Source organism: Neptuniibacter sp. QD48_11 (genome assembly GCF_047778095.1).
GTDB lineage: Bacteria > Pseudomonadota > Gammaproteobacteria > Pseudomonadales > Balneatricaceae > Neptuniibacter.
Window position 1 is genome coordinate 1,729,610 of sequence record NZ_CP180551.1, and the last position, 21,271, is coordinate 1,750,880.

General features: G+C 42.7%; 21 protein-coding genes. 14 read left to right on the forward strand and 7 right to left on the reverse strand.

Features of this window, described 5'->3' with window-relative positions; genetic code table 11:
- Positions 1-36: 36 nt before the first annotated feature.
- Together ACMXYU_RS07895 and ACMXYU_RS07900 are read left to right on the forward strand one after the other, a co-directional pair.
- The gene (locus ACMXYU_RS07895; protein WP_415901028.1) at positions 37-450 is read left to right on the forward strand and encodes a hypothetical protein; all 414 of its coding nucleotides are present in this window, start codon (positions 37-39) and stop codon (positions 448-450) included.
- Between the two features lie 89 nt (positions 451-539).
- Entirely contained in the window at positions 540-1,058 is a 519-nt protein-coding gene (locus tag ACMXYU_RS07900; RefSeq protein ID WP_415901029.1) for a hypothetical protein, read from the forward strand.
- A gap of 51 nt (positions 1,059-1,109) precedes the next feature.
- Here ACMXYU_RS07900 and ACMXYU_RS07905 read toward each other — a convergent pair whose 3' ends face one another.
- Complete coding sequence (locus ACMXYU_RS07905) at positions 1,110-1,766, reverse strand: class I SAM-dependent methyltransferase (RefSeq protein WP_415901030.1); 657 nt, start codon at positions 1,764-1,766, stop codon at positions 1,110-1,112.
- A gap of 93 nt (positions 1,767-1,859) precedes the next feature.
- On the opposite strand from ACMXYU_RS07905, the gene ACMXYU_RS07910 reads away from it, so the two are divergent.
- Positions 1,860-2,414 (forward strand): hypothetical protein, encoded by a 555-nt coding sequence (locus tag ACMXYU_RS07910; RefSeq protein WP_415901031.1) that lies wholly within the window; start codon positions 1,860-1,862, stop codon positions 2,412-2,414.
- Between the two features lie 202 nt (positions 2,415-2,616).
- On the opposite strand, the gene ACMXYU_RS07915 is transcribed toward ACMXYU_RS07910, so the two are convergent.
- Positions 2,617-5,844 carry an EAL domain-containing protein gene (locus tag ACMXYU_RS07915; protein ID WP_415901032.1) on the reverse strand — a complete coding sequence of 1,076 codons (3,228 nt, stop codon included), beginning with the start codon at positions 5,842-5,844 and terminating at the stop codon, positions 2,617-2,619.
- A 396-nt stretch (positions 5,845-6,240) separates the two neighbouring features.
- Here ACMXYU_RS07915 and ACMXYU_RS07920 point away from each other — a divergent pair, with 396 nt between their 5' ends.
- Positions 6,241-6,459, forward strand: coding sequence for a VF530 family DNA-binding protein (locus tag ACMXYU_RS07920; RefSeq protein ID WP_415884575.1), 219 nt, complete (start codon positions 6,241-6,243; stop codon positions 6,457-6,459).
- Between the two features lie 64 nt (positions 6,460-6,523).
- Here the strand turns inward: ACMXYU_RS07920 and ACMXYU_RS07925 are convergent, their stop codons facing one another.
- Entirely contained in the window at positions 6,524-9,109 is a 2,586-nt protein-coding gene (locus tag ACMXYU_RS07925) for a putative bifunctional diguanylate cyclase/phosphodiesterase (protein ID WP_415901033.1), read from the reverse strand.
- Positions 9,110-9,533: 424 nt separating this feature from the next.
- Here ACMXYU_RS07925 and ACMXYU_RS07930 point away from each other — a divergent pair, with 424 nt between their 5' ends.
- Positions 9,534-9,752, forward strand: a complete 219-nt coding sequence (locus tag ACMXYU_RS07930) for a hypothetical protein (protein ID WP_415884577.1) — start codon at positions 9,534-9,536, stop codon at positions 9,750-9,752.
- 23 nt (positions 9,753-9,775) lie between these two features.
- Entirely contained in the window at positions 9,776-10,162 is a 387-nt protein-coding gene (locus ACMXYU_RS07935; RefSeq protein ID WP_415901034.1) for a VOC family protein, read from the forward strand.
- Between the two features lie 21 nt (positions 10,163-10,183).
- Here ACMXYU_RS07935 and ACMXYU_RS07940 read toward each other — a convergent pair whose 3' ends face one another.
- Complete coding sequence (locus ACMXYU_RS07940) at positions 10,184-11,119, reverse strand: LysR family transcriptional regulator (RefSeq protein ID WP_415901035.1); 936 nt, start codon at positions 11,117-11,119, stop codon at positions 10,184-10,186.
- Between the two features lie 145 nt (positions 11,120-11,264).
- Between ACMXYU_RS07940 and ACMXYU_RS07945 the strand changes: the two genes are divergently transcribed.
- Positions 11,265-14,333, forward strand: a complete 3,069-nt coding sequence (locus ACMXYU_RS07945; RefSeq protein WP_415901036.1) for an FAD-binding and (Fe-S)-binding domain-containing protein — start codon at positions 11,265-11,267, stop codon at positions 14,331-14,333.
- A 46-nt stretch (positions 14,334-14,379) separates the two neighbouring features.
- On the opposite strand, the gene ACMXYU_RS07950 is transcribed toward ACMXYU_RS07945, so the two are convergent.
- Entirely contained in the window at positions 14,380-14,976 is a 597-nt protein-coding gene (locus ACMXYU_RS07950; protein ID WP_415901037.1) for a hypothetical protein, read from the reverse strand.
- Positions 14,977-15,092: 116 nt separating this feature from the next.
- Here ACMXYU_RS07950 and rraA point away from each other — a divergent pair, with 116 nt between their 5' ends.
- Both rraA and ACMXYU_RS07960 read left to right on the forward strand, forming a co-directional pair.
- Entirely contained in the window at positions 15,093-15,584 is a 492-nt protein-coding gene (gene rraA, locus ACMXYU_RS07955) for a ribonuclease E activity regulator RraA (protein WP_415901038.1), read from the forward strand.
- Between the two features lie 425 nt (positions 15,585-16,009).
- Entirely contained in the window at positions 16,010-16,408 is a 399-nt protein-coding gene (locus ACMXYU_RS07960) for a hemerythrin domain-containing protein (RefSeq protein WP_415901039.1), read from the forward strand.
- On the opposite strand, the gene ACMXYU_RS07965 is transcribed toward ACMXYU_RS07960, so the two are convergent.
- The gene (locus ACMXYU_RS07965; protein WP_415901040.1) at positions 16,405-16,836 is read right to left on the reverse strand and encodes an RrF2 family transcriptional regulator; all 432 of its coding nucleotides are present in this window, start codon (positions 16,834-16,836) and stop codon (positions 16,405-16,407) included. The genes ACMXYU_RS07960 and ACMXYU_RS07965 overlap by 4 nt on opposite strands.
- A 182-nt stretch (positions 16,837-17,018) precedes the next feature.
- On the opposite strand from ACMXYU_RS07965, the gene ACMXYU_RS07970 reads away from it, so the two are divergent.
- Both ACMXYU_RS07970 and sppA read left to right on the forward strand, forming a co-directional pair.
- Complete coding sequence (locus ACMXYU_RS07970) at positions 17,019-17,678, forward strand: HAD-IA family hydrolase (protein ID WP_415901041.1); 660 nt, start codon at positions 17,019-17,021, stop codon at positions 17,676-17,678.
- A 14-nt stretch (positions 17,679-17,692) separates the two neighbouring features.
- Positions 17,693-18,751, forward strand: coding sequence for a signal peptide peptidase SppA (gene sppA, locus ACMXYU_RS07975; protein ID WP_415901042.1), 1,059 nt, complete (start codon positions 17,693-17,695; stop codon positions 18,749-18,751).
- 78 nt (positions 18,752-18,829) lie between these two features.
- Here the strand turns inward: sppA and ACMXYU_RS07980 are convergent, their stop codons facing one another.
- Entirely contained in the window at positions 18,830-19,408 is a 579-nt protein-coding gene (locus tag ACMXYU_RS07980) for a Maf family protein (protein ID WP_415901043.1), read from the reverse strand.
- 111 nt (positions 19,409-19,519) lie between these two features.
- On the opposite strand from ACMXYU_RS07980, the gene ACMXYU_RS07985 reads away from it, so the two are divergent.
- From ACMXYU_RS07985 to plsX, 3 genes are read left to right on the forward strand one after another with little or no spacing between them, the layout of a single operon-like run.
- Positions 19,520-20,032, forward strand: a complete 513-nt coding sequence (locus ACMXYU_RS07985; RefSeq protein ID WP_415901044.1) for a YceD family protein — start codon at positions 19,520-19,522, stop codon at positions 20,030-20,032.
- A gap of 23 nt (positions 20,033-20,055) precedes the next feature.
- Positions 20,056-20,238 (forward strand): 50S ribosomal protein L32, encoded by a 183-nt coding sequence (rpmF, locus tag ACMXYU_RS07990; protein ID WP_007019603.1) that lies wholly within the window; start codon positions 20,056-20,058, stop codon positions 20,236-20,238.
- A gap of 2 nt (positions 20,239-20,240) precedes the next feature.
- Positions 20,241-21,257, forward strand: a complete 1,017-nt coding sequence (plsX, locus tag ACMXYU_RS07995; protein ID WP_415901045.1) for a phosphate acyltransferase PlsX — start codon at positions 20,241-20,243, stop codon at positions 21,255-21,257.
- Positions 21,258-21,271: the final 14 nt, after the last annotated feature.

Below are 21,271 nucleotides of genomic sequence, written 5' to 3' on the forward strand. Positions count from 1 at the left end.
TTTATGTTGGGCGTTAAAACTCAAAATGGAAATCGAATGGAAATCGAAAAAGATTTAAAGGATTTTCTCCGTCAAGGTCTACAACTCGAGTATGACCACACCAAAGCCGAAGCAGGTTTTATCGGTTTACATTCTCTTGAAGAACTAAGCGAAGGCGTGGTTTGGGTTTGTCCTGAAGCCAATGAAGGGTACTACGAAGTTCCAGCAGTAAGTCTTTCTAGTACCTGTGAAGCTTATGATCCAGAGTTTCTGTTACTTTGGCTTCCTAAAGAAAAACTTTATGGAGCTTGGGATTGTGATCATTGGTCTTTAACTGTTTTTCCTGGCGCAGTTTGGACAGACATTATTGCTGATCCCGTTAAATATCTAAATGCGCAGTGGATTCCGGATCTCGTTGGGAAGCAGATCATACCAAAAGGTTATTCGATTAATGAGGGTATGCCATTCTAATGTTGAATTTTAACAAGGCCATCAAAAATCGCCCTAAGGGCTGGACGTCGCATGCGCTCCGCCCTTTATGGCGGCGTTAGAGAGGCGCGATGAAAGTATTTGCCGTTGTTCTTGTTTCACTAGCATTGGCTGCATGCAGCTCTGGTGATGACTCTTTTAGTATCGCTAGAGAGTGGGGATATTTACCAATCACTGAAAGAGATCATTTTGAGAAGAAAAAGCAGTGCTCTCAAAAGTTCTACTCAAGTAAATATTATCGATATGCGGATGTTGAACCGTTTTCTCTCGAGGAAGCTGAGATCACAGGTATGTCAAAGCAGCATTACTTAGGTGACACGTGCTTACTTGCAACTATTACTAGTAGGGTTTACGTAGCAAAAGAGCTTAGACACAAAAGTTATTATCGTATTAATGTTGAAGTGCCAATGCTAAGCGAAAACCGCCCAAGCCAAGGGGTTATATTTAGTCGTGTTCTGCAAGAAAATGAAGTAGGGGATTTCTTTAAAGGTAAGTCGATATCTGAAGTGGTTGAGTATTTACCTGAAAGTAGGAGGGTGAAATTCACTATTAATACTAAGTCATTCAGCTATGTATTACCGGCCCTCTAACAATCAAAGGCATCCGACGCAAACTGCGCGGCTGCTTTAGGCGTTAAATGCCTATTCTGGGCGCAAAAAAGTTAGAATATCGCCTTTAAAATCGTTATCTAAATAATCGGTATGTTCTGGCTTAGAAAACGTTGATACATAACCAAGATCAAGTAGTTTTTTTGCCAATTTGTTTTTTCTACCCCGACCTGGATCTACGATTATGACCTCGCACCGTGGGTTTGAGTGCTCCTGAATGAACCCTGTGAGTAATTCGACGTGTACATCTTCATACAACAGATCGCTGCCTATTATTAAGTCAAAGCGTCCTAAAGTATCATCGTTATCTGCCCAGCCAGTTCTTTCAAAAGGTATTGCGTTGTCCCCATTAAGCTTTGTGTTTCTGTTTAAAAAGTTATTTGTTTCAGGATGATAATCAGTTGCTGTGATATCGATATTCTTTTTATTGAGCAATAGACTACTCAGAGCGGTTCCGCACCCAATTTCAAGAACTCGTTTGGTGCCAATATCATAATTACTCATGTGGTGCGCGAGTACTAAACTTGATGGCCAAATAATTCCAAAAATAGGCCATGCAGCAGAACAAATACCCAGTTTTTCGGCAACCCCATCAGGGTCGTGAAACTCTTGCTTGTTACGTAACGTGCAAAGGTGAATATCTATATTTCCAAACTCAATAGTTTGGTAGCATACGCGTAGGTCTGTCATTTGGCCGCCTCAAAAGTGAGCGCTAAGCCAAGTATCAAGGATAATTGACAAAACGAAGAGCTTATTAGGTTACAGTGATTCGAGGAGAATGCAATGCATTTAACAAGTGCCGGCAACCGACTGCCAAAACGGTCACTTGTTTTGCAAAAAGCCGCAAAACAAGCGCCCATTTTGTCCGCGGCTGCGGCAGGCGTTAAGTCTCACACGATGAAGTTCACACGAAAAAATTCAGTTGCTATTAATAAAATGCTTTTAGCCTTGGCTCCTGTAGCCGGGCTATTAATTGCTATCGCATATATTGAAAATAAGAGAGGTGGATGGGCAGCTGCTGCCGCTGTTTGTTTCGTTGTGTATTTTACACTTTTATATCGAGATTACTTTTTCGAGACATTTAATAACGAAGCTGAAAAATATATCGAAGTGAACGAGAAAGGCTTGAAGCTAGTTGAGCCCAGTAAAAACTATAAAGCACTAATTCCCTTTGATGAAATAGACCAAGTAAAGGTTATCAAAGGCACTAATGGGATTAGCGGACTCGATCTCTATCTTAAAAATGGACAAAGAGTCGCTCTCTCGGGGTATGAAGAACTATATAAAATCGCTGAATTACTCAAAGATACCAATGGAATTAAAACAATTGAAACTTAACAAGGGTGGGCACATTCGCCAGCAAAGCTGGCTAGGACAGCCGCTACGCGTCTGCCCGTGCCACGAGCGTTGGTATGACTCCCGCTGTCAAGTACAGGCACACTGATTCCTGCTGGCTTTCAGCTAACCCACGAGAGGACGGAGGTCAGCACCTCGTGGGAGTCATTATGTCTATAAATTTCACCGTAAATCGCCAACAAACTCACTTCAGATTTAGTTCTGCATCCTCAGTGAGCAACTTGTCTAAAGGGGCAGGCTTAAAGAAGTAATAGCCTTGTACAAGGTCACAGCCCATCTCGGTTAAAAGTTGGTATTGCTCTTGTGTTTCTACACCTTCAGTGACGACTTCTAGGTTAAAGTTTTTAGCTAGATCAATAATGCCTGCTACCAGTTGTTTTTCTTCAGGTTGCGTGAGTACATCTTTAATAAAGCTTTTGTCTATTTTGAGGCAATCAACGGGCATTCGTTTTAGGTAGGAAAGGGAAGAGTACCCTGTTCCGAAGTCATCAAGTGAAATGCTGATGCCGAGATCGTGAATTTCTGTCAGCGTTTGCATAACAGATTGATCATGGCTATCCATGAACAAGCTTTCGGTAATTTCAAACTCTATTTCGTCACTGCTAACCGCGCATTCATTTAGCGTATCTCTAATATCCTGAACCCAGGTGTTGTTTTGAAATAAACGGGCCGAACAGTTGATAGAAACACTTTTAAGAGATTTGAAATGCTCTTTGAGTTTCGGCAGATCAATGCAGGCTTTTTTTAATACGAATTCGCTAATCGGGACAATTTGACCGCTTTGTTCGGCAAAGGGTATGAATTGATCAGGTGATACTAGGCCGCGCTGAGGATGTTGCCATCGTATCAATGCTTCAACTTTAGCTACTTCTCCAGTTTGGATGTTGATGATTGGCTGATAGTAAAGCTGAAATTCTTGTTTGCTGATCGCTTGGCGCAGGTCGTGTTCTAGTTCGCGCTGTAACTCCATTCGAACGTTCATATCTTCGGTAAAGAACTGAACGTTGTTTCGCCCCAAGTCTTTCGCCCGATACATGGCGGTATCGGCGTGATTGATAAGGGTATCGGTTGTTGAGCCATCTTCAGGGTAGATGGCAACACCCATACTGCAGGATATGGTTAGTGCGGTGGTATCGAGCTGAACGTCTTTTGCCAGTAGCTTCTGCATGTGGCGTGTTACGGCTTCGACTGACTGGCTATCATCGATTTGCGGAAGTAGGACAATAAATTCATCACCGCCAAAGCGTGCAAGAATATCTTCACTGCGTAGTGTGCTTTTAAGCCTTCTTGTTGCTTCTATGAGTAATTTATCGCCTTCACTGTGACCAAGTTGGTCATTGACGAGTTTGAAATTGTCAAAGTCGATAAAGATAACCGCTAGTTTACGTGCATGGCGGGCTGCGGAGTGGATCGCTTGAGACATCAGATCCATAAACATTGCACGGTTATATAAACCTGTAAGGGCGTCAGTTCGAGCTTGATGATGGATGATCTGTTCGTGTACGTTTCTTATAAGCTCGCTAGCTGCGCGAGAGGTAACCGAGTCGATTATTAGCTGCGTCTTACCTGTTTGTTCAAATACATTTCGTTTTAAGACCGCTAGGTGGCCAATTACCTGACCCTTACCATCGTACATTGGGGTGCCGATGTAGGATTTGAGGTCGAGCTTAAATAGGTCTTCATCGTCTGGGTATAGTTCTTGAACATTACCATTAAATACCATCGACCCTTCTTCAATTACTGTTTCACAGGGGGTGCCTGCTAGAGGGTAGCTAAGGTTTTCAACTTTTTGCTTGTCGATATATGCAGCAAGGGCATCGATGTTTTCTTTATCTTCAGAAAGCTTAGAAATGATAACCATATCTGCATCGAGTGTATTTGAGAGGAATTCACCTAGAGTTTCAAAATAGGTTAATCCTTGAAGGCCTGAAACATCTTTGGCGATGGTTTGCAGTAAACGGGTGATCTCTTCTCTAGAGCGCGCCTCAGATTTGAGTACTTCATGCGCTTGGCTGAGCTCTCGAGTCTTCGTGTTTACTTCGTCTGTGAGCAGTATTTGGTGTTGTTCTATATGTTCGGCCATTGTAATCATGGTGGTGGCCAGTTCACCCATTTCATCTTTACGCTCTGCGATAGAGCTGCGCTTAACGTCCTTGATTGCTTCAAAATCATTGTCGCCCATAGCATTTGAGAAGCGTCTAAAAATGCCTAGAGGATAGATTACTTGGCCTTTTAGGATGAAGAACAAAATGACCAATTCAACTATCAAAGATAGGATGCCCACTACCGAAACAATATAGGCGGTTTGCAATGCTGTAGATGAAAGTAGTGACTTAGGGTAAACGGTTACAAAATACCAATCTGGCCCATCTATTTTAGTGATGGCGAGCAGGGCATTGGCCGAATCCGGTTCTAGTATGAAGGTCGACTCGTTATGAGTTCCTGCGTAAGAGAGTACTTCGTTTACATGATTGGCAATAGTGTAATTGTTGCTGTCTTCAGCATGAAGAATACCCTTAGTACGATTTAGCTCATCAGTTAAATCGGGGTGGGCGATGATGCGGCCATCTTGTCTGACAACAAAGTTGTGAGTACCTGGCAGTTTGTCATTGAATACACTGTCGAACAGGTCGTTAAGTAGAATATCGTGACCGACATTGATCAGGTGTTGCTGGTTATAATCGACAGGCGTAACCAGGGATACCATCCATTCATTAGCGGTAGGATCGAAATACAATCCTGTCCAGGCATGGTCTCGCTGAGGGTTGTTCTGCGGGGTAGAGATATATACCCATTCTTCAATGGTTACATCTAAGTTCGATTCTGCTTGTTCCCCCCAAGGAATATTTGGCCAGTATACGATATTAACGTTTTCCGGCATCGAGACATAAAGATTGGCATAGTGCTGTGTAAAGGCATCGGCGTAGCGATCGATTAATTGGTAACTTAACTGCAGTTTATTGGCGAACTCGTTGGTATTCGGCGCATTGGTACCTATAAATGCGCTGATATGCTGGCTAATGGTGCCATCAGGGCGGTGAATGCCGGTAAAAGCTTCTTTGCTTAGTCTACGGGTTTGATCAGAACGTTTTTCAAATAATAGATCAAAATCTTGGGGCTCGGTTTGTTTAGAGCGCTCCGGCCATTGCTTTAAAAATTGTTCTTCAAATAATCGGTGGTTGAGCTGGGCATTGAGGAAAATCTGACTTTCTTTCTCGCCTCGCTCGGTGATGTAAACTCGGAGGCTGTCTTCGACTTGATCATGCAAAATGCCAAAAATATGTGCATAGCTGATTATAGCGGCAAGGGTGATGACAACAGAGAGACGAATACTCATCTGTAGCAAAGTTTTTTGCGCAAGTGGAGAGTGGGATAAATCAGAAAAAACTTGGCGGATCTTTTTGCTAATCAAACGTAAACTCCGTACTGCTATCGAATGACTTCAATGTAGCCTTGTAGGTATTGAATTTGTGTTTGTGGCGTTGAGTGCGCTGTAATTCTATTTATTCAATACAGAATAGAGGAAGCGCTAATATATAGGCATTACCGCTTGGTCTATTAATACTTATTCTTAGGGTCAGTATTTTGATGTTTTTATTATCAATTTGAGATATTAGAACATGATTCTCAACCATAAGTTGGTTGGGTTTGTTGATCAAGCTTTCTTCTTTGTTCTATAACCGATGCTTCTTGCCCCACATCAATAGATAGGGCGATAATCTAATGATCCTTTTCTTTTTAATAATCATCATGCTCTGGGGTTATTCTGATAAGATAACTGTATATTTTCATGTACTAGGAATTAGCAGTGAGCCAAGAGCAACCCAATAACCCTCTGCATGGTCTGACGTTAGAGAAAATACTGACTCGTTTGGTGGATCATTATGGTTGGGAAGGTTTAGATGCAAAGATTAAACTCAACTGTTTCTACAATAATCCTTCAATAAAGTCTTCTCTCAAATTCTTGCGTCGTACTCAATGGGCAAGAGATAAAGTTGAGGCGCTGTATATCAAGACTTTTAGTTAACGAAAACCTGGAATATTACATAGTATTCAGCCTACCAAAAGCTTTTGGCAGGCTGTTTGAGTTTTTAGCGTACGAAAACTTCAGTCGTTTTTAATATGCCTTCAAGGTCAGGGCTTGGTTTGCCTAAATGATATCCTTGCGCATAGGTAATGCCGGCTTTCTCAACCAATTCCAATACTTCTTCACTCTCAACAAACTCAGCAACAGTCTCGACATTGAGTTCTTGAGATAGGTGAGAGATGCTGTTTACAAAGGCCATATCACGGGCGTCGTTTGCCATGTTAGCGATGAATTCACCTTCGATTTTTACATAATCGATTGGCAGATGTTTGAGATAGTGGAAGGATGAGAAGCCAGAGCCAAAATCATCGATCGCAAGCTTGAAGCCTTTGTCCTTCAGGCTCATCACAAAGCTTTCTAATACGGAGATATTCTTGACGGTATCTCGTTCGGTTATTTCGAAAACAACGCTCTCTGGGTTGATAGCGTGGCTTTCGGCTAGTTGCTTAATGGTCGGTATAAAGTCACTAATGATGATTGAGCGCGGAGAGAGGTTGATGAAGATCTTACCTTCGTAACCTGTTGCTTGAACTTGCTCAAAAGCCTTATCCATGACGATATAGTCCAGCTGGTGGACCTTGCCAATAGACTCTGCAATCTCAATAAATTCGCTAGCGCTCATCAGCCTGTCGCCTGAAAGCTTGATACGACTTAGCACTTCAACAGCATGTATTTCACCAGTATTAGAGCAGACAATAGGTTGGAAAGCTGGAATCAGTTCTTTACGCTCAATCGCTTGCGTTACTAATACGGTTTTGTCTGACATCTCTTTAAAGATATCGACTAGTTCGTTCTCATTAGGCAGTGCGATTTGATCTTTGCCCGAGTTCTTCGCTCGATACATCAGATTATCAACGAACATAAACAGGTCTTTTTTATTTTTGGCATGATCAGGGTAGATGCCCATACCTAAAGAGCCTGTTAACTTAAGGAAAGTATTTGAATCGTAATATAGAGAATGATTGCGGCTCGTAAGCAAAATGGTTTCAGCCACCTGCGCTGCGTGAGCAACATCACTTTCTGGTAATACGATCACAAATTCGTCCCCACCGTAGCGGGCAATGATAGCGTCTTTGCCTAATGCGTTTTGTAATGCTTCGGAGAAATCTGCTAGGAGCTTATCGCCCCAGCTATGACCATAGCCGTCATTTATGCTCTTGAAGTTATCTAGGTCAAGTAACAATAGCGCTACTTTATAATCATGGCGATCTGCACGGTCTAATTCATAATCCAACAGCTCCCAGAACATTCGCTGATTATAGAGGTTGGTTAGGGGGTCTCGTGTTGCATAGTATTCTAGATCTTTGGTGTATTTGTAGATCGCACGGACAGAGCCGACTACGTTAAGCAGGGTAGAAAGAATACTCTCGAGAACAAGTAACTTGGTTGTGTCTTGGATGGTATCGGAATGAACTCCGATACCGACAATACCGCCAATCTTAGGCGTTTCTACCAGAAGAGATTTGCATTGAAGTTCAATCGCATCATCATCTAGATCCATCGGTTCAGCATGCTCATTCACCATATTGTGGCGAATATTGATGTCAATAAGTTCGAATGGCGAGCCATCTTGAGCAAGACGCTTCATGATGGCGCTTTCCATTGATTTACGGGTGCGCTCGCTCGGAGGTTGCAGCCAGAATACTTCTAGGTCGAATACTTCGTTATCTACCTTAAAGATGGAGAACATAGTGTAAACGTTCATTACCTTATTGATATCAACGATCAGGAAGTTTACATATTCGCGCCAGTCTCGAACTACTTCTGAGGTTATTACAAATTTTTCTAATAGCCTTATTTCAAACTCAAGTAGCTCTTTATCTACCGCTATATCATTAAGTTTGGAGGAGAGGTTTTTTACTTGGGAGAATATATCTTGTAACTCACGGAATGCTAACCTGTCACGACCTTCTTCCAGTCGAGATAGATCTGAAATTGACTCAATGCTATCGATACTATCGGCAAGTTGTTCTATGGAATTATCTATTCGAGATGTGATTTGTCGCGTGGCTAAAAATGCGAGTAAAAGCGGCAATGGGGAAACAAGAATAAGGGTTAAGATCAGTTCACGATTGGCGTGAAGTAGGGATTTATCTAACTCTTGAGTCACCTCGATCATGCCTAGAGTATCGCCATCGGTTACATTGGTATGGCAATGGGTGCAAACTTCTTTGGCGTTAAGGGCGTAGTAATAACTGATGCTATCGTCAGTGGAAACCAGTTGCGATTGACCAGATTCAAGCACTTGACGATGCGTATCTGACAAGGCTGGTGATTCCATCTCACCGAATCGTTCTGTTACAAGATTACCACGAAAGATTGAGACGCTTAGATCGCTGTCTTTATTGTCTTTCTCCATCTGTTTCATGAATTGCTCTAGTTGGTGTCTATTCCAACCCTGACTCATGACCAGATACATAGAATTAAATGTCTGTTTTGCAATACGCTCGGCCATGACGCTGGCATTTTTTTCAATACTCTTAGTGAACGCATAATGAGTAACAGAAACAAGAACTAGAAATCCAAGAACAGAAAAGATAAATGTTCTTTGGAGTAGGAAACTACGAATAGATGTAGCGGACTTCTTCACCGGTAACCACGCATTTATTTATTATTATTGTTCAATTTAGCCGAAGGACAATATAGATGCTATTTCTTACAAACCGATTGACCGGGGTCAATAAACGGTGTGTCAGAAACAAGAATTCATACGGTCTTAATCTACTAAGTTGAGCTAACTCTATGTTTAACAAGGAAATACTTTGTGTTTATTAAACATGAGTGAATTATAAGGCAGCAATTCTATTCATTGAGTGGGTTCTGTTTCAATATATTTCTGCAAATTATAAGAAAAGGTGCCGTTATAACGCTTAAGTGGATACGTCTTTTGTTTTTCCTGTTTATGCTTTGAACAAGGTATGAGCGATTTGATACAACAGAACATGACTGCATTGAGTATAGCTTTATCAAGGCTTATCATCCGCGCAAAGAAGTTTTATGAAAGGTAGTGTTTGATGGTTTTGTTCTTTCCAATTGAGCAAGAACTGGATTGTATTAGTCAGACAGGTCGTATCCTCGGTAAGATTCAGTTTGATGTGTTTAAGGATAAGTATTTCTTCACTCCCAATGAGGATTCATTGGTTCTAACAGATGAAGAAGAGTCATGTATTGTTGCTCGTTTAGCTGGGCTTGAAGCTGGGATCTTCTCATTCGCAATGCAAGATGAAGATTGATAAGACTTAAAGAAGTCAGTGTTATGAAGATTGAGCGTCTTGATCACCTTGTCCTAACCGTGAAAGACATAGATGTCGCTGTAGAGTTTTATACTGCGGTGTTAGGTATGGAGAAGGTTGTCTTTAAGGGAGATCGTGTAGCGCTTGCTTTTGGTAATCAAAAAATTAATTTGCACGAACTCGGCAATGAATTTGAGCCCAAAGCTGATCAAGTTCAGTCTGGGAGTGCGGATCTATGTTTTATCGTTGAGCAGCCGATCGATGAGGTGATTCAGCATCTGCTAGATCACAATGTGACTTTGCTCGAAGGGCCAGTGGTTCGTACAGGGGCTTTAGGTAAGATTGTCTCGGTTTATTTGCGAGACCCTGACAGTAATCTTATCGAGCTCTCTAATTATGAAGATTCATAAGTTGCTCCTAAATACCTTCTCTTAATTAATCTCGACAAACTCTGGCAGACTCGCAGTTTCAAATTGGCTGGTGATAAGCTTAAGCAGGCTTTCAGCTGCAGGACTTAAAGCTCGACCTTTTCTCGTGATAATGCAGATCTCGCGTTTTAGCGTTGGATTCGCCAGCGGGACAAAGACTAATTGATCAAAAGCGTTGGTACTCGCTGCAAGGGCAGGTAAAAGGGATATGCCAATACCTGTCTTAACCATCTCCGCTAAGCCTGCTGGGGTTGATACCTCAATTAAGGCGCCTTGTAGTTTTAGGTCCAGGTTATTCTCTTTTTGTAGTTTTAAAAGTTGTGTGCGTGTGCCAGTGTCTTCAGTTAGGTGAACTTGGTCAAGCTTACTAACTTGGCTCCAATCTAATTCTTTAAATGTTGCTAAAGGGTGGTCGAGTGGTAAAACGACGCCATAACGATCGCTCAATACTGGCTGGTATTTAAGTTCTGACTGGTTAGAGTGGTTACCACCAATTCCGAAGTCCACTTCATTCTCGAGCACTCGCTGTTCTATACCGCCTGCGTTGTCATCTCGAAGATAGATGCCTATCTTTTCATATTGCTGGTGGTAAGTTTTGATTATCAAAGGCAGTACACGACCAATCATTGACGGAGACGCAGCTACACCCACTTGGCCTTGTTGTTGTGTCGCGGTGGCTTGTAGGTCATTAAAGGCAGTATCAAAATCTGAGATCAATTTTTCTGCCACAGGAAGAAAGCTTTCGCCTTCACCGGTTAGCAAAACGCGGCGGGTAGTGCGGTCTAGGAGTTTTAAACCGGCTTGATCTTCAAGCTGTTTTATCGTTGCTGTAAGAGTTGATTGGGTCAGGTGCAGGTTATCTGCTGCACGGGTAAAGCTGCCGCAAGCAACGATTTCAACAAATGCGCGTAGATGTCGAATGGAGATATTATTCGTCATTATCGATTAATCTATTGGATTTTATCGTTTGATTGATAAATGATAATTCTGCATTATTGCGCCCAATATCACAAATTGAGCATTTGACTGCATGAGAGCAATTGAGCACTGCTCTTGAAGTACGTTCATTTATAGAGGCAGTATTATGATCCCTCGTCTTTCCCAAGTCGAAACTACCGAAGCTATTTACCTTCAGTTTATCGAAGCGTTACAGAAAGCAGGTTTTGCCGGCGATCTGAATCAGGATTACGCAAACCGTATCGTTCTTTCGACAGACAACAGTATCTATCAGATGCTGCCTCAGGGTGTGTTGTACCCGAAATCTACAGATGATTTGGTTCTGATTGCTAAATTAGCAGACGAGTCCCGCTTTGCCGAAGTAAAGCTGAGTGCTCGTGGTGGCGGTACAGGTACAAATGGTCAGTCGCTAACAGATGGCTTGATTGTTGATGTCTCTAAGCACATGAATCAGGTGTTGGAGATCAATGCTGAAGAGCGCTGGGTTCGTGTTCAAGGCGGTGTTGTAAAAGATCAACTTAACCGTGCACTAAAACCATATGGTTTCTTCTTTGCACCGGAGCTATCTACCAGTAACCGTGCAACAGTCGGCGGTATGATCAACACTGATGCCAGTGGTCAGGGCTCGGTGATGTACGGTAAAACACGTGACCATGTACTTGAGCTCAATTCGGTGTTCTTAGGTGGTGAGCTTTGGAACTCTAAGCCGATTTCTGATGAAGAGCTGGCTGAGATACAGCAGCGCGATGATCGTGTTGGTGAAGTGCACAGATTGGTGGATGAAGTTTTCACCGAGAAGAAAGACCTGATCGATGCCAAGTTCCCTAAACTAAACCGTTGCCTTACAGGTTATGACCTTGCGCATATCCGTGATGAGGAAGGGCGTTTTAATCTAAATTCGGTATTGTGTGGCGGTGAAGGCTCTTTGGCTTTTATTGCTGAAGCTAAGTTGAATGTTCTACCAATTCCTAAGTTCGCTGCATTGGTAAACGTTAAGTACGATAGTTTTGAATCATCTTTACGTGACGCTACAGACTTAATGGAGTGGAACCCAACATCCATAGAAACCATTGATTCTAAAGTACTTAATCTTGCGATGGGCGATATTATCTGGGACACGGTGAGTGCCTATTTTCCGCAAGAAGAAGGTGAGCCGGAGATCAGTGGTATCAACCTAGTTGAGTACACATCCGATGATGAGGAATCTCTAAAAGCCGATGTGGCGCGATTAGAAGAGCATCTTAAATCGGTTGCGGGTCAGGCTGGTAAGAGCTTTGGTTTCTCTGTTGTTTATGGTGCCGGTGAGATCAATAAAGTTTGGGCTATGCGTAAAAAGGCTGTTGGTCTGCTAGGTAACGCTAAGGGGCAAGAGCGTCCGATCCCATTCGTGGAAGATACTGCGGTACCACCCGAGAACCTTGCTGACTTCATCATGGAGTTCCGTAAGGTTCTGGATGATCGAGACCTAGCGTACGGTATGTTTGGTCACGTTGATGCGGGTGTACTGCACGTACGACCAGCTATCGATATGAAAGATCAGCTACAGGAACCTTTAATTCGTGATATCACGGATGAAGTGGTAGCGCTTACTGTTAAATACAAAGGTCTGTTGTGGGGTGAGCATGGTAAAGGAGTTCGTTCTGAATATGCGCCCGAGTTCTTTGGTGAGTTGTATCCTGAGCTACAACGAATCAAAGGTGGATTTGACCCACGCAACCAAATGAACCCGGGTAAAATCGCTACGCCAGCAATCGATGGTGCTGAGCTACTTAAGATCGATGAAGTACCGACGCGTGGCCAATTTGATCGCCAAATCAGTTCAGAAACGCGTGAAGAGTATAAAGAGGCCATGTTCTGTAACGGTAACGGCGCATGCTTTAACTACGATCCAAATGACGCGATGTGCCCTTCATGGAAAGGTACCCGTCAGCGCATTAACTCGCCTAAAGGTCGTTCTTCACTGATTCGTGAATGGTTACGCCTGATGGAGCAAAATGGTACGGATCTTGTTGAAGAAGCTAAGCGTGTTAAAGGGAGCTCCTTTATCGCTTCTCTACCAAAGCGCATCAAAAACACCCTAGTCAAGAAAAAAGAGGAAGAGTACGACTTCTCTCATGAAGTACACGAATCCATGATGGCGTGTTTGGCGTGTAAGTCTTGTGTTGGTCAGTGTCCTATTAAGGTTAACGTTCCAGATTTCCGTGCGCGCTTCTTGGAGGTCTACTACGGTCGCTACCTACGTCCTGCAAAGGATTACATGGTGGGCTCTTTAGAATACATGATTCCTTGGTTGTCTAAGTTCCCAGCGCCATACAACTGGGCGATGCAGAATAAGGCGCTTAAAGCGATCTTCCGTAAGCATGCAGGTATGGTCGATAGTCCTACCATCTGTACCAATAGTCTGATCTCTGGCATGAAGGTGCGTGGTATTGAGTTCGCTTCACCGCAGCTAATAAAGAGTTTGAGTGAAGAGGATCGCAGTAATGCTGTAATCATCGTACAGGATGCATTTACAAGTTACTTTGAAACGCAGCTGGTGTTGGATCTTGTTGATTTGCTTTCTGGGCTTGGGTTCCATGTTCTATTGGCGCCATTCAAACCAAATGGTAAACCGTTGCATGTGCATGGCTTTATGAAAGCATTTGAAAAAGCAGCTGAATCTAACAGTGCGATGCTAAAAGAGCTAGATAACACTGGCGTACCAATGATCGGTATAGATCCGTCAATGACGCTGACTTACCGTCAGGAATACGGTTATGTAATTCCGGAGAAAGATCTGCCAAAAGTCCAGTTGATTCAAGAGTGGTTGAGCAATCAACAAGATAAGCTGGGCACTTTTGATCTAGCTAGCCGCTCTACAACTGAATTTAAGCTGATGGCACACTGTACTGAGAAGACCAATGCTGCGCCTAGTATTCGTATGTGGCAACAGATCTACGAAGCGATGGGGTTAAAACTGGATATTCAGGCAGTGGGCTGTTGCGGTATGTCGGGTACATACGGCCATGAAACTCAGAACGTTGAGACATCCCGTGAGATCTACCAGTTGAGCTGGTCTGAAGTGGTAAATAACCCAGAAAATAAAGATCGCTTACTTGTGACAGGTTACTCGTGCCGTAGTCAGGTTAAGCGTATTGATGATCTACAATTGCCGCATCCGATTCAGAAATTGCTCAGCCTATTGAAGGATAAGTAATTATCAACTCTAACTTAAAAACGCAGCTTAAAGCTGCGTTTTTTGTTTAACGAGCTTTTGTAATGTAGAGATCTTGAAATCCTCGTTCTCTAAGTTGTGCTGCTTTTTCTAGAGCTTCAGATTGCGTTTCATATCTTCCATACGAAAGGCCTAGGTAGCCATTGGTCATGCTATATAAATTTAAGCTTTCGCTATTCTCAAGACTAGAGATAGCAGTCTGTCGGCTGGATTCTAATTTATAAGCACCCAGTTGTATGGTGTATATGTCATTTGTACTTATTCTACTGTTCTTTTCATCATCAAGTGTAAGGTTTGCATTGCGCGTATCCTTTGGAGCAGGTAGACGGATATGCTCAATTACTTTTACTGAATTTTGGGCGGAATTTTTATTGTGCCTGGTAGTTTCTTGTGACTGTATCGCTGCTGAGGGATTATATTCTACTCGCGTAACTAGCGCTTCTTGCTTGTTGTTTTTCGTGATTGGGGCTGATTGACTGAGCGTAGGAGGGGTAGGCAGAGAGCAATTGTCAGTATTATCAATGCAAAATGTATGTTGTTTTTGGCTACAGCCAACTAGAAATACAAATGTACTGATAGCTATCGTCGCTTTCAGAGAGCTTGTTTTATTAAGAATTAAACTCATTTTCAATCCTAGCCCAAAAGAGTAGTGCAATTGCACAATGAATCGGCGAATATACCTCCTTTAGAATTTGAGAGCACCTGTTCTTAGGTGCAGTTATCCAGTTTAAGGAGCATATTGTGGAAGATCTTTTGCCAGAACTGTGTGATCAGTTCCCAGACCAGGTACAGGTTGTTGAGCCAATGTTCGGTAACTTTGGTGGTAAAGAGCGTTTCGGTGGCGAAATCGTTACTCTAAAAGCTTTTGAAGATAACTCTTTGGTTCGTGAGCAGGTTGCTCTACCTGGTGAAGGTAAAGTGCTTGTTGTCGACGGTGGTGCTTCTATGCGTCGCGCAATGCTTGGCGATATGCTTGCTGAAAAAGCAACAAAAAATGGCTGGGAAGGCATTATCATCTACGGTTGCATCCGTGATGTTAACGCAATCAGCGATCTAGATATTGGTGTACAGGCGCTAGGTTGCCACCCAATGAAGACTGAAAAGAAAGGTCTTGGTGAGCTAAACGTAGACGTTACTTTTGGTGGTGTTACATTCAAGCCAGGTCAGTACGTATATGCAGACAACAACGGCGTGCTTGTTTCTGCTGAAAAACTTGAGCTTACTGAAGACTAATTCAGTTAGTGTGTTTTCAAAGCCCGCTTATAGCGGGCTTTTTTGTTTTAAATAGTGCTCATTTGGTAAGAAATGTAAGTCTTGGCAAGTAAAACAAATGTGCTCATTCCTACAATTCCCCATAAGAAAATCATTCGCCCTTCGATAGTGGCTTGGGCTTTTTTGGATACATGCCATACAGTCCAGAACTTAAATAAGATCATACCTAGCACCAGGGAGTAGACAACTAACTCTGTATTGCTCCAAATAACCATAAGTCCTCACATAAAATGTATTTGTAATGAATCAATAAACAATATAATGTATATTAAATACATTATAAAGAGATTGTTCGAATAAAGCTGAAAAATTACAAAATTTATTTGCAGATTTGTTAAATGATCTTGTATGGATACATAGCAAATTATTGTGAGGGTAGAAAAAGTATGAAAAGAGTAGAGGCACTAATTCCACTAAGTCATGATCATCATAAAGCTTTAGTTACTGTTAAACATATCAATGACTTAAGAAAAGAAGCTGAAAGAGAGGTTGATGAATACTGGCAGGCTAAAAGAGAAGTTCTATACAGAGAATTAAAGCCTCATTTTGATCAAGAAGAGCGTGCTTTGTTGCCATTGCTCGTAGGTGAAGGAGAGTCACTAGCTGATCGCCTTGTTGCAGATCATAAGCAATTATTGAGCATGCTGGGTGGAAATGATTCAAGCGTGGTAAATCGTTTTGGTGAGCTGTTAAAGGAACATGTACGATTTGAAGAGCGCAATCTGTTCCCTTGGCTGGAGCTCAATTATAAGAAAGAAGAATTAGCCATGGCGATGGCTAATTAATCTGCTTTGCTCACAATTAAGCTTTTGCGCATAGCGTCGTTATTAAGCATATCGGCCAGTGTGTACTGTTCTAGGACTTGCATAAAGGCTTTTTGAGCATCGTCTAGTACATGCTGAAGAGTACAAAAACCTGTTAGTCGGCATCGCTGTTGGCCGCAGTTAATCAGAGGCTGTCTTCCTTCTGCGTCAGCAACAATCTCACCAATATTAATTTCTGCTGGTGGCTTAGCTAGTTTTATACCGCCCTTTTTCCCTCGGTAAGTGTCTAAGTGGCCCGCTTTAGACAGGGCGTGTACGACTTTACGGAGGTGTTCTACAGAAATGTCGTAGTAACTTGCTATCTCAGCCAGCGTTACTAGACGGTCATCGTTAGTAGAAACATAAAATAAAACGCGAAGGGTATAATCTGTAAATCGACTTAATTGCATAAAGGTCGGCTTTTTTAAAATGTCTGCAAAATATACGTTATGCGATTGCTACAAAGCAAGAACTAGCTTAAGTAAAGCCTATTAAGCTGACTGTTTCATTGATCTTGGCCTTTATCTTGATCTTTATTGTTTCTTCTATATAAACATAGATTCCTTTCTTATAAATAAGTTAAGAGGTTTGAGTGTACAAACTACTCATTTTCGATTGGGATGGCACAATCATCGATTCTGCTGCCAAAATTATCTCCTGTATGCAGCTGGCGGCGAAAGATAGCGGTTTTCCTGTCCCTAGCGATGAAGAAGTGAAAAATATTATCGGTTTAGGTTTGCCTGAGGCTATCAAAATTCTAATACCTGAGGTTGATCAAGATGGAATAGAACTGATGCGACAGAATTATGGTCGTTATTTCTTAGGTAATGAATCTACACCTTCGCCATTGTTTCCTGGTGCGCAGAAAAGTTTAGAGCAGATGCATGGTAAAGGTATGCGGATGGCTGTAGCCACAGGAAAGAGTAGAAAAGGCTTAAATCGTGTTTTTGCTGAAACGGGTTTAGGTTATTTATTTGAAACCTCTCGTTGCGCAGATGAAACTATCTCAAAACCTCACCCTCTAATGCTAGAGGAAATTCTACAAGAAACCGGTGTCTCAGCCTCTGAGGCTGTTATGATAGGTGATACTGAATATGATCTAGAGATGGGTAGGCAAGCTGGTATAGATGTTATCGCTGTCAGTTACGGTGCCCATCATTTGCATCGCTTAAAAGGTTATAACCCGGTTTTGGAAGTTCATGAGTTTCCGGAATTGGAAAATTGGTTAGAAAATCAGGGTGTATTTGCCTGATACAGGAGAAATGTGTGTCTGATAATCCATGGAATGAATCTGAACAAAATGAGGCTCCAAAGCAGCAGGAGTCTTCAGCAGCAACTGGAAGTAAGCTAGAGCGAGCTGTTGAGAATGCTAAACAAGATGGTGCAAGCAAAAAAGAGTGGAAGTTAATTGAGAAAACTCTAAATGGATTGTTTGTAGAGCAACGTCGTGCTCGCCGTTGGGGAATTTTCTTTAAGCTACTCACATTTGTTTACCTTTTCGCGCTTTTGGGTTTTTTCTTCGCCGGTAAAAATATCGCTACTGATGTAAAACCGCAGGTTCATACGGCGATTATTGAAGTAAAAGGTGTGATCAGTTCAGACGATGATGCGAGTGCGGATAATATCATCTGGTCACTGCGTGAGGCGTTTAAAGAGCCAAACGCTAAAGCGGTAATACTACGCATTAATAGCCCAGGTGGAAGTCCTGTACAGTCTGGCTACATTTACGATGAGATTAAGCGTCTGCGTTCAATTTATCCTGATAAACCTCTGTATGCTGTTATCACAGATATAGGTGCGTCAGGTGCATATTATATAGCTGCCGCGGCAGACTATATCTATGCGGATAAAGCTAGCTTGGTTGGATCTATTGGTGTTGTAGCAGGAAGCTTTGGTTTTGTTGATCTGATGGAGAAGATCGGTGTTGAGCGTCGTTTGTATACAGCGGGTGAGCACAAAGCATTCTTGGATCCTTATTCTCCGAGAAACAGCGGTGAGGAAGAGTTCTGGCAAAGTGTTCTAAATACAACCCATAACCAGTTTGTGGATCAGGTTCGTAAAGGTCGTGGTGATCGCCTTAAAGATGATCCAAATCTATACAGCGGTTTAGTATGGAGTGGTGAGCAGGCAATTGAGCTTGGTTTGGTTGATGCGTTAGGTAGTTCCAGCTACGTTGCACGAGAAGTAATTAAAGTTGAGAGGCTGGTTGATTACTCTCCGAAGCAGGAGCCTTGGAAGCAGATTGTTGATGAGCTAGGTGTAAGCTTTGCGAAAGGTATTGCTGCTGAGCTGGGTGTCAATACGAAAAGTCATGAGCTTCGTTAAACACTTTATGTGATAGAAGAATAAAAAAGGAGGGCTTGGCCCTCCTTTTTTGTGTTTGATGTTTATAAGGTCGTTTTTTTATAAAACGTTTAGATCTTCTTTCTCTAACATTCTTACTAATCGGATCAAAGGCAGGCCGATAAGTGTATTCGGATCTTCGCCTTCGAGTTTGTCGAACAGTACAATGCCTAATGCTTCAGATTTAAAGCTGCCTGCACATTTATATGGCTCTTCAGCGCGCAGATAGTTTTCGATCATAGAGGTGGTGAGCTCTCTAAAATAAACCTTAAATGGCACAACTTCTGTTTGGCACTGGCCGGTGTCTGAGTTAAGTAAGGAAAGACCCGTTAAAAATGTAACAGCATTGCCCGATAGTTTTTGTAATTGTGTAACAGCATTCTCATGTGTATGAGGCTTGCCGAGTATCTCATTACCTAAAACTGCAACCTGATCTGATCCGATAATCAATGAGTTAGGCGCTTCTTCGGCAACTTTTTGTGCCTTGCTAGCAGATAAGCGGGCAACTAATTCCTCTGCTGATTCATTCTCTAATGCCGATTCGTCAATGTCTGGTGAAATGCATGAATACTCCAAATTTAATTTGTCCAAAATTTGGCGACGGAAGGGTGAGCTAGAGGCTAAAATTAGATTTCTCATGTGATTTTTTGACCATGAATATGCGAAGGCATAAATATTAGCGGTTTTATTGTAGAATTAAACCCCAAAGTCTTTGACAGGACGGGCTTCGGGCCCTAGAATTGCGCGCTTATGTCAAACGGTCCATTACCTAAACGAGTAGACCCGCGAAAACTTGCTGAGCGGGAAGTGCGAATCGCAGGCCAAGCTGTACTGAAGGACATGCCCAATCTTTGTCAGGCGTTAGTCGATAAAGAAGGGGAGTTTAATGTCGATCTTCAATTTGCAGTAGATGAGCAGCGAATTCGAACTCTCACAGGCAGTGCCACAGGTCATGTAACAATGACGTGTCAGCGTTGCTTGGAGTCAGTAGAGGTTGCCGTAGAGGCAGATTTTAATCTTGGAGTTGCGGCCAGTGAGGAGGCTGCTCAGCAGTTACCTCGCAGTTATGACCCCCTCATTGTTGAGGGTGAAGAGATTGAGTTACTGCCTGTAATAGAAGAAGAGTTGATTCTGAGTTTGCCGCATGATGCTTATCATGATGACTGCTCTATTAACACTTCCTTCGGCGAGGCAGTGACAGAAGAAAACGAAAAACCGAATCCATTTAGTGTGTTGGCTCAGTTGAAAGCCGACAACAAATAGAAAGAACCAGGAGCTATTTAGTCATGGCAGTTCAGAAAAGTAAGAAGTCTCGTTCCCGTCGCGACATGCGTCGTTCCCACGATGCTCTGGGTAACCCGACTCTATCTGTAGAAGAAACTACCGGTGAAACTCACCGTCGTCACCACGTATCTGCTGACGGTTTTTACCGTGGTAAGCAGGTAATCAACAAGCAGGATGACGAATAAGCTTGTCAGATTACTACACCATTGCAGTTGATGTGATGGGCGGGGACTTCGGTCCCCGCGTTACTATTCCCGCCACACTCGATGCCCTAGCGCGTCATTCTCGTTTATCAGCAAAACTTATCGGTCACAGTGATGTTATTCAGCCCTTTCTTAATGGACTGAATTCAGATGTTGCCTGTCGTGTCGATGTTGTTCATGCGCCTGACACTATTTCTATGTCAGCTAAGCCATCTCAAACACTTCGTAATGGCCAAGAATCTTCAATGTACAAAGCTATTCAGCTTGTAGATGAAGGTGCGGCTCAAGCTTGTGTTAGTGCCGGTAATACGGGTGCCTTAATGGTGCTTGGTCGATATATTCTTAGAATGTTGCCTGGCGTAGATCGTCCTGCGATTATTTCGTCAGTGCCCACAGCTAAAGGGCATTGCTACCTTTTAGATTTAGGTGCGAATGTGGATTGCAGTGCGGAGCACTTGCTTCAGTTTGCGATTATGGGGTCGGTCATGACGGCCGCCGTCGATAATATTGAGAGCCCGCGCGTAGGGCTTTTGAATATTGGTCAGGAACAAGTTAAGGGCAATGAGCAAGTTAAGCTGGCATCGCGCTTGATTCAGGAGCAGGGTGGCTTGAACTATGTTGGTTATATAGAAGGCGATGATCTTTATGCCGGAAATGCTGATGTGGTTGTTTGTGATGGTTTTGTAGGCAATATCGCGCTGAAAAGTAGCGAGGGATTAGCGCGCTTAATCAATCAAAAAGTACAAGCGAGTTTTAAACAGGGGCTTTATAGAAAGTTTCTTGCGCTATTGGCTAAGCCGGTGCTTTCTGATTTGAAAAAGCAGATGGATCCATCGCGTCGTAACGGTGCGAGTTTGTTGGGTCTGCAAGGAATAGTTATTAAAAGCCACGGATCAGCTAATCAGCAGTGCTTTGGGTATGCGCTTGATCAAGCTGTGGCAGAGATAGAACAAGATATACCGCGTAAGATTTGCAGCGAAATAGAGGCAAGGCTTACCTAATACCCTTCACACAG

Bases quoted from the DNA above. Each gene is read 5' to 3' on its own strand.
- ACMXYU_RS07895 (WP_415901028.1), top strand. From the start codon at position 37: ATGGAAATCGAAAAAGATTTAAAGGATTTTCTCCGTCAAGGTCTACAA.
- ACMXYU_RS07900 (WP_415901029.1), top strand. From the start codon at position 540: ATGAAAGTATTTGCCGTTGTTCTTGTTTCACTAGCATTGGCTGCATGC.
- ACMXYU_RS07905 (WP_415901030.1), bottom strand. From the start codon at position 1,766: ATGACAGACCTACGCGTATGCTACCAAACTATTGAGTTTGGAAATATA.
- ACMXYU_RS07910 (WP_415901031.1), top strand. From the start codon at position 1,860: ATGCATTTAACAAGTGCCGGCAACCGACTGCCAAAACGGTCACTTGTT.
- ACMXYU_RS07930 (WP_415884577.1), top strand. From the start codon at position 9,534: ATGGTTTTGTTCTTTCCAATTGAGCAAGAACTGGATTGTATTAGTCAG.
- ACMXYU_RS07935 (WP_415901034.1), top strand. From the start codon at position 9,776: ATGAAGATTGAGCGTCTTGATCACCTTGTCCTAACCGTGAAAGACATA.
- ACMXYU_RS07940 (WP_415901035.1), bottom strand. From the start codon at position 11,119: ATGACGAATAATATCTCCATTCGACATCTACGCGCATTTGTTGAAATC.
- ACMXYU_RS07945 (WP_415901036.1), top strand. From the start codon at position 11,265: ATGATCCCTCGTCTTTCCCAAGTCGAAACTACCGAAGCTATTTACCTT.
- ACMXYU_RS07950 (WP_415901037.1), bottom strand. From the start codon at position 14,976: ATGAGTTTAATTCTTAATAAAACAAGCTCTCTGAAAGCGACGATAGCT.
- ACMXYU_RS07960 (WP_415901039.1), top strand. From the start codon at position 16,010: ATGAAAAGAGTAGAGGCACTAATTCCACTAAGTCATGATCATCATAAA.
- ACMXYU_RS07965 (WP_415901040.1), bottom strand. From the start codon at position 16,836: ATGCAATTAAGTCGATTTACAGATTATACCCTTCGCGTTTTATTTTAT.
- ACMXYU_RS07980 (WP_415901043.1), bottom strand. From the start codon at position 19,408: ATGAGAAATCTAATTTTAGCCTCTAGCTCACCCTTCCGTCGCCAAATT.
- ACMXYU_RS07985 (WP_415901044.1), top strand. From the start codon at position 19,520: ATGTCAAACGGTCCATTACCTAAACGAGTAGACCCGCGAAAACTTGCT.
- rpmF (WP_007019603.1), top strand. From the start codon at position 20,056: ATGGCAGTTCAGAAAAGTAAGAAGTCTCGTTCCCGTCGCGACATGCGT.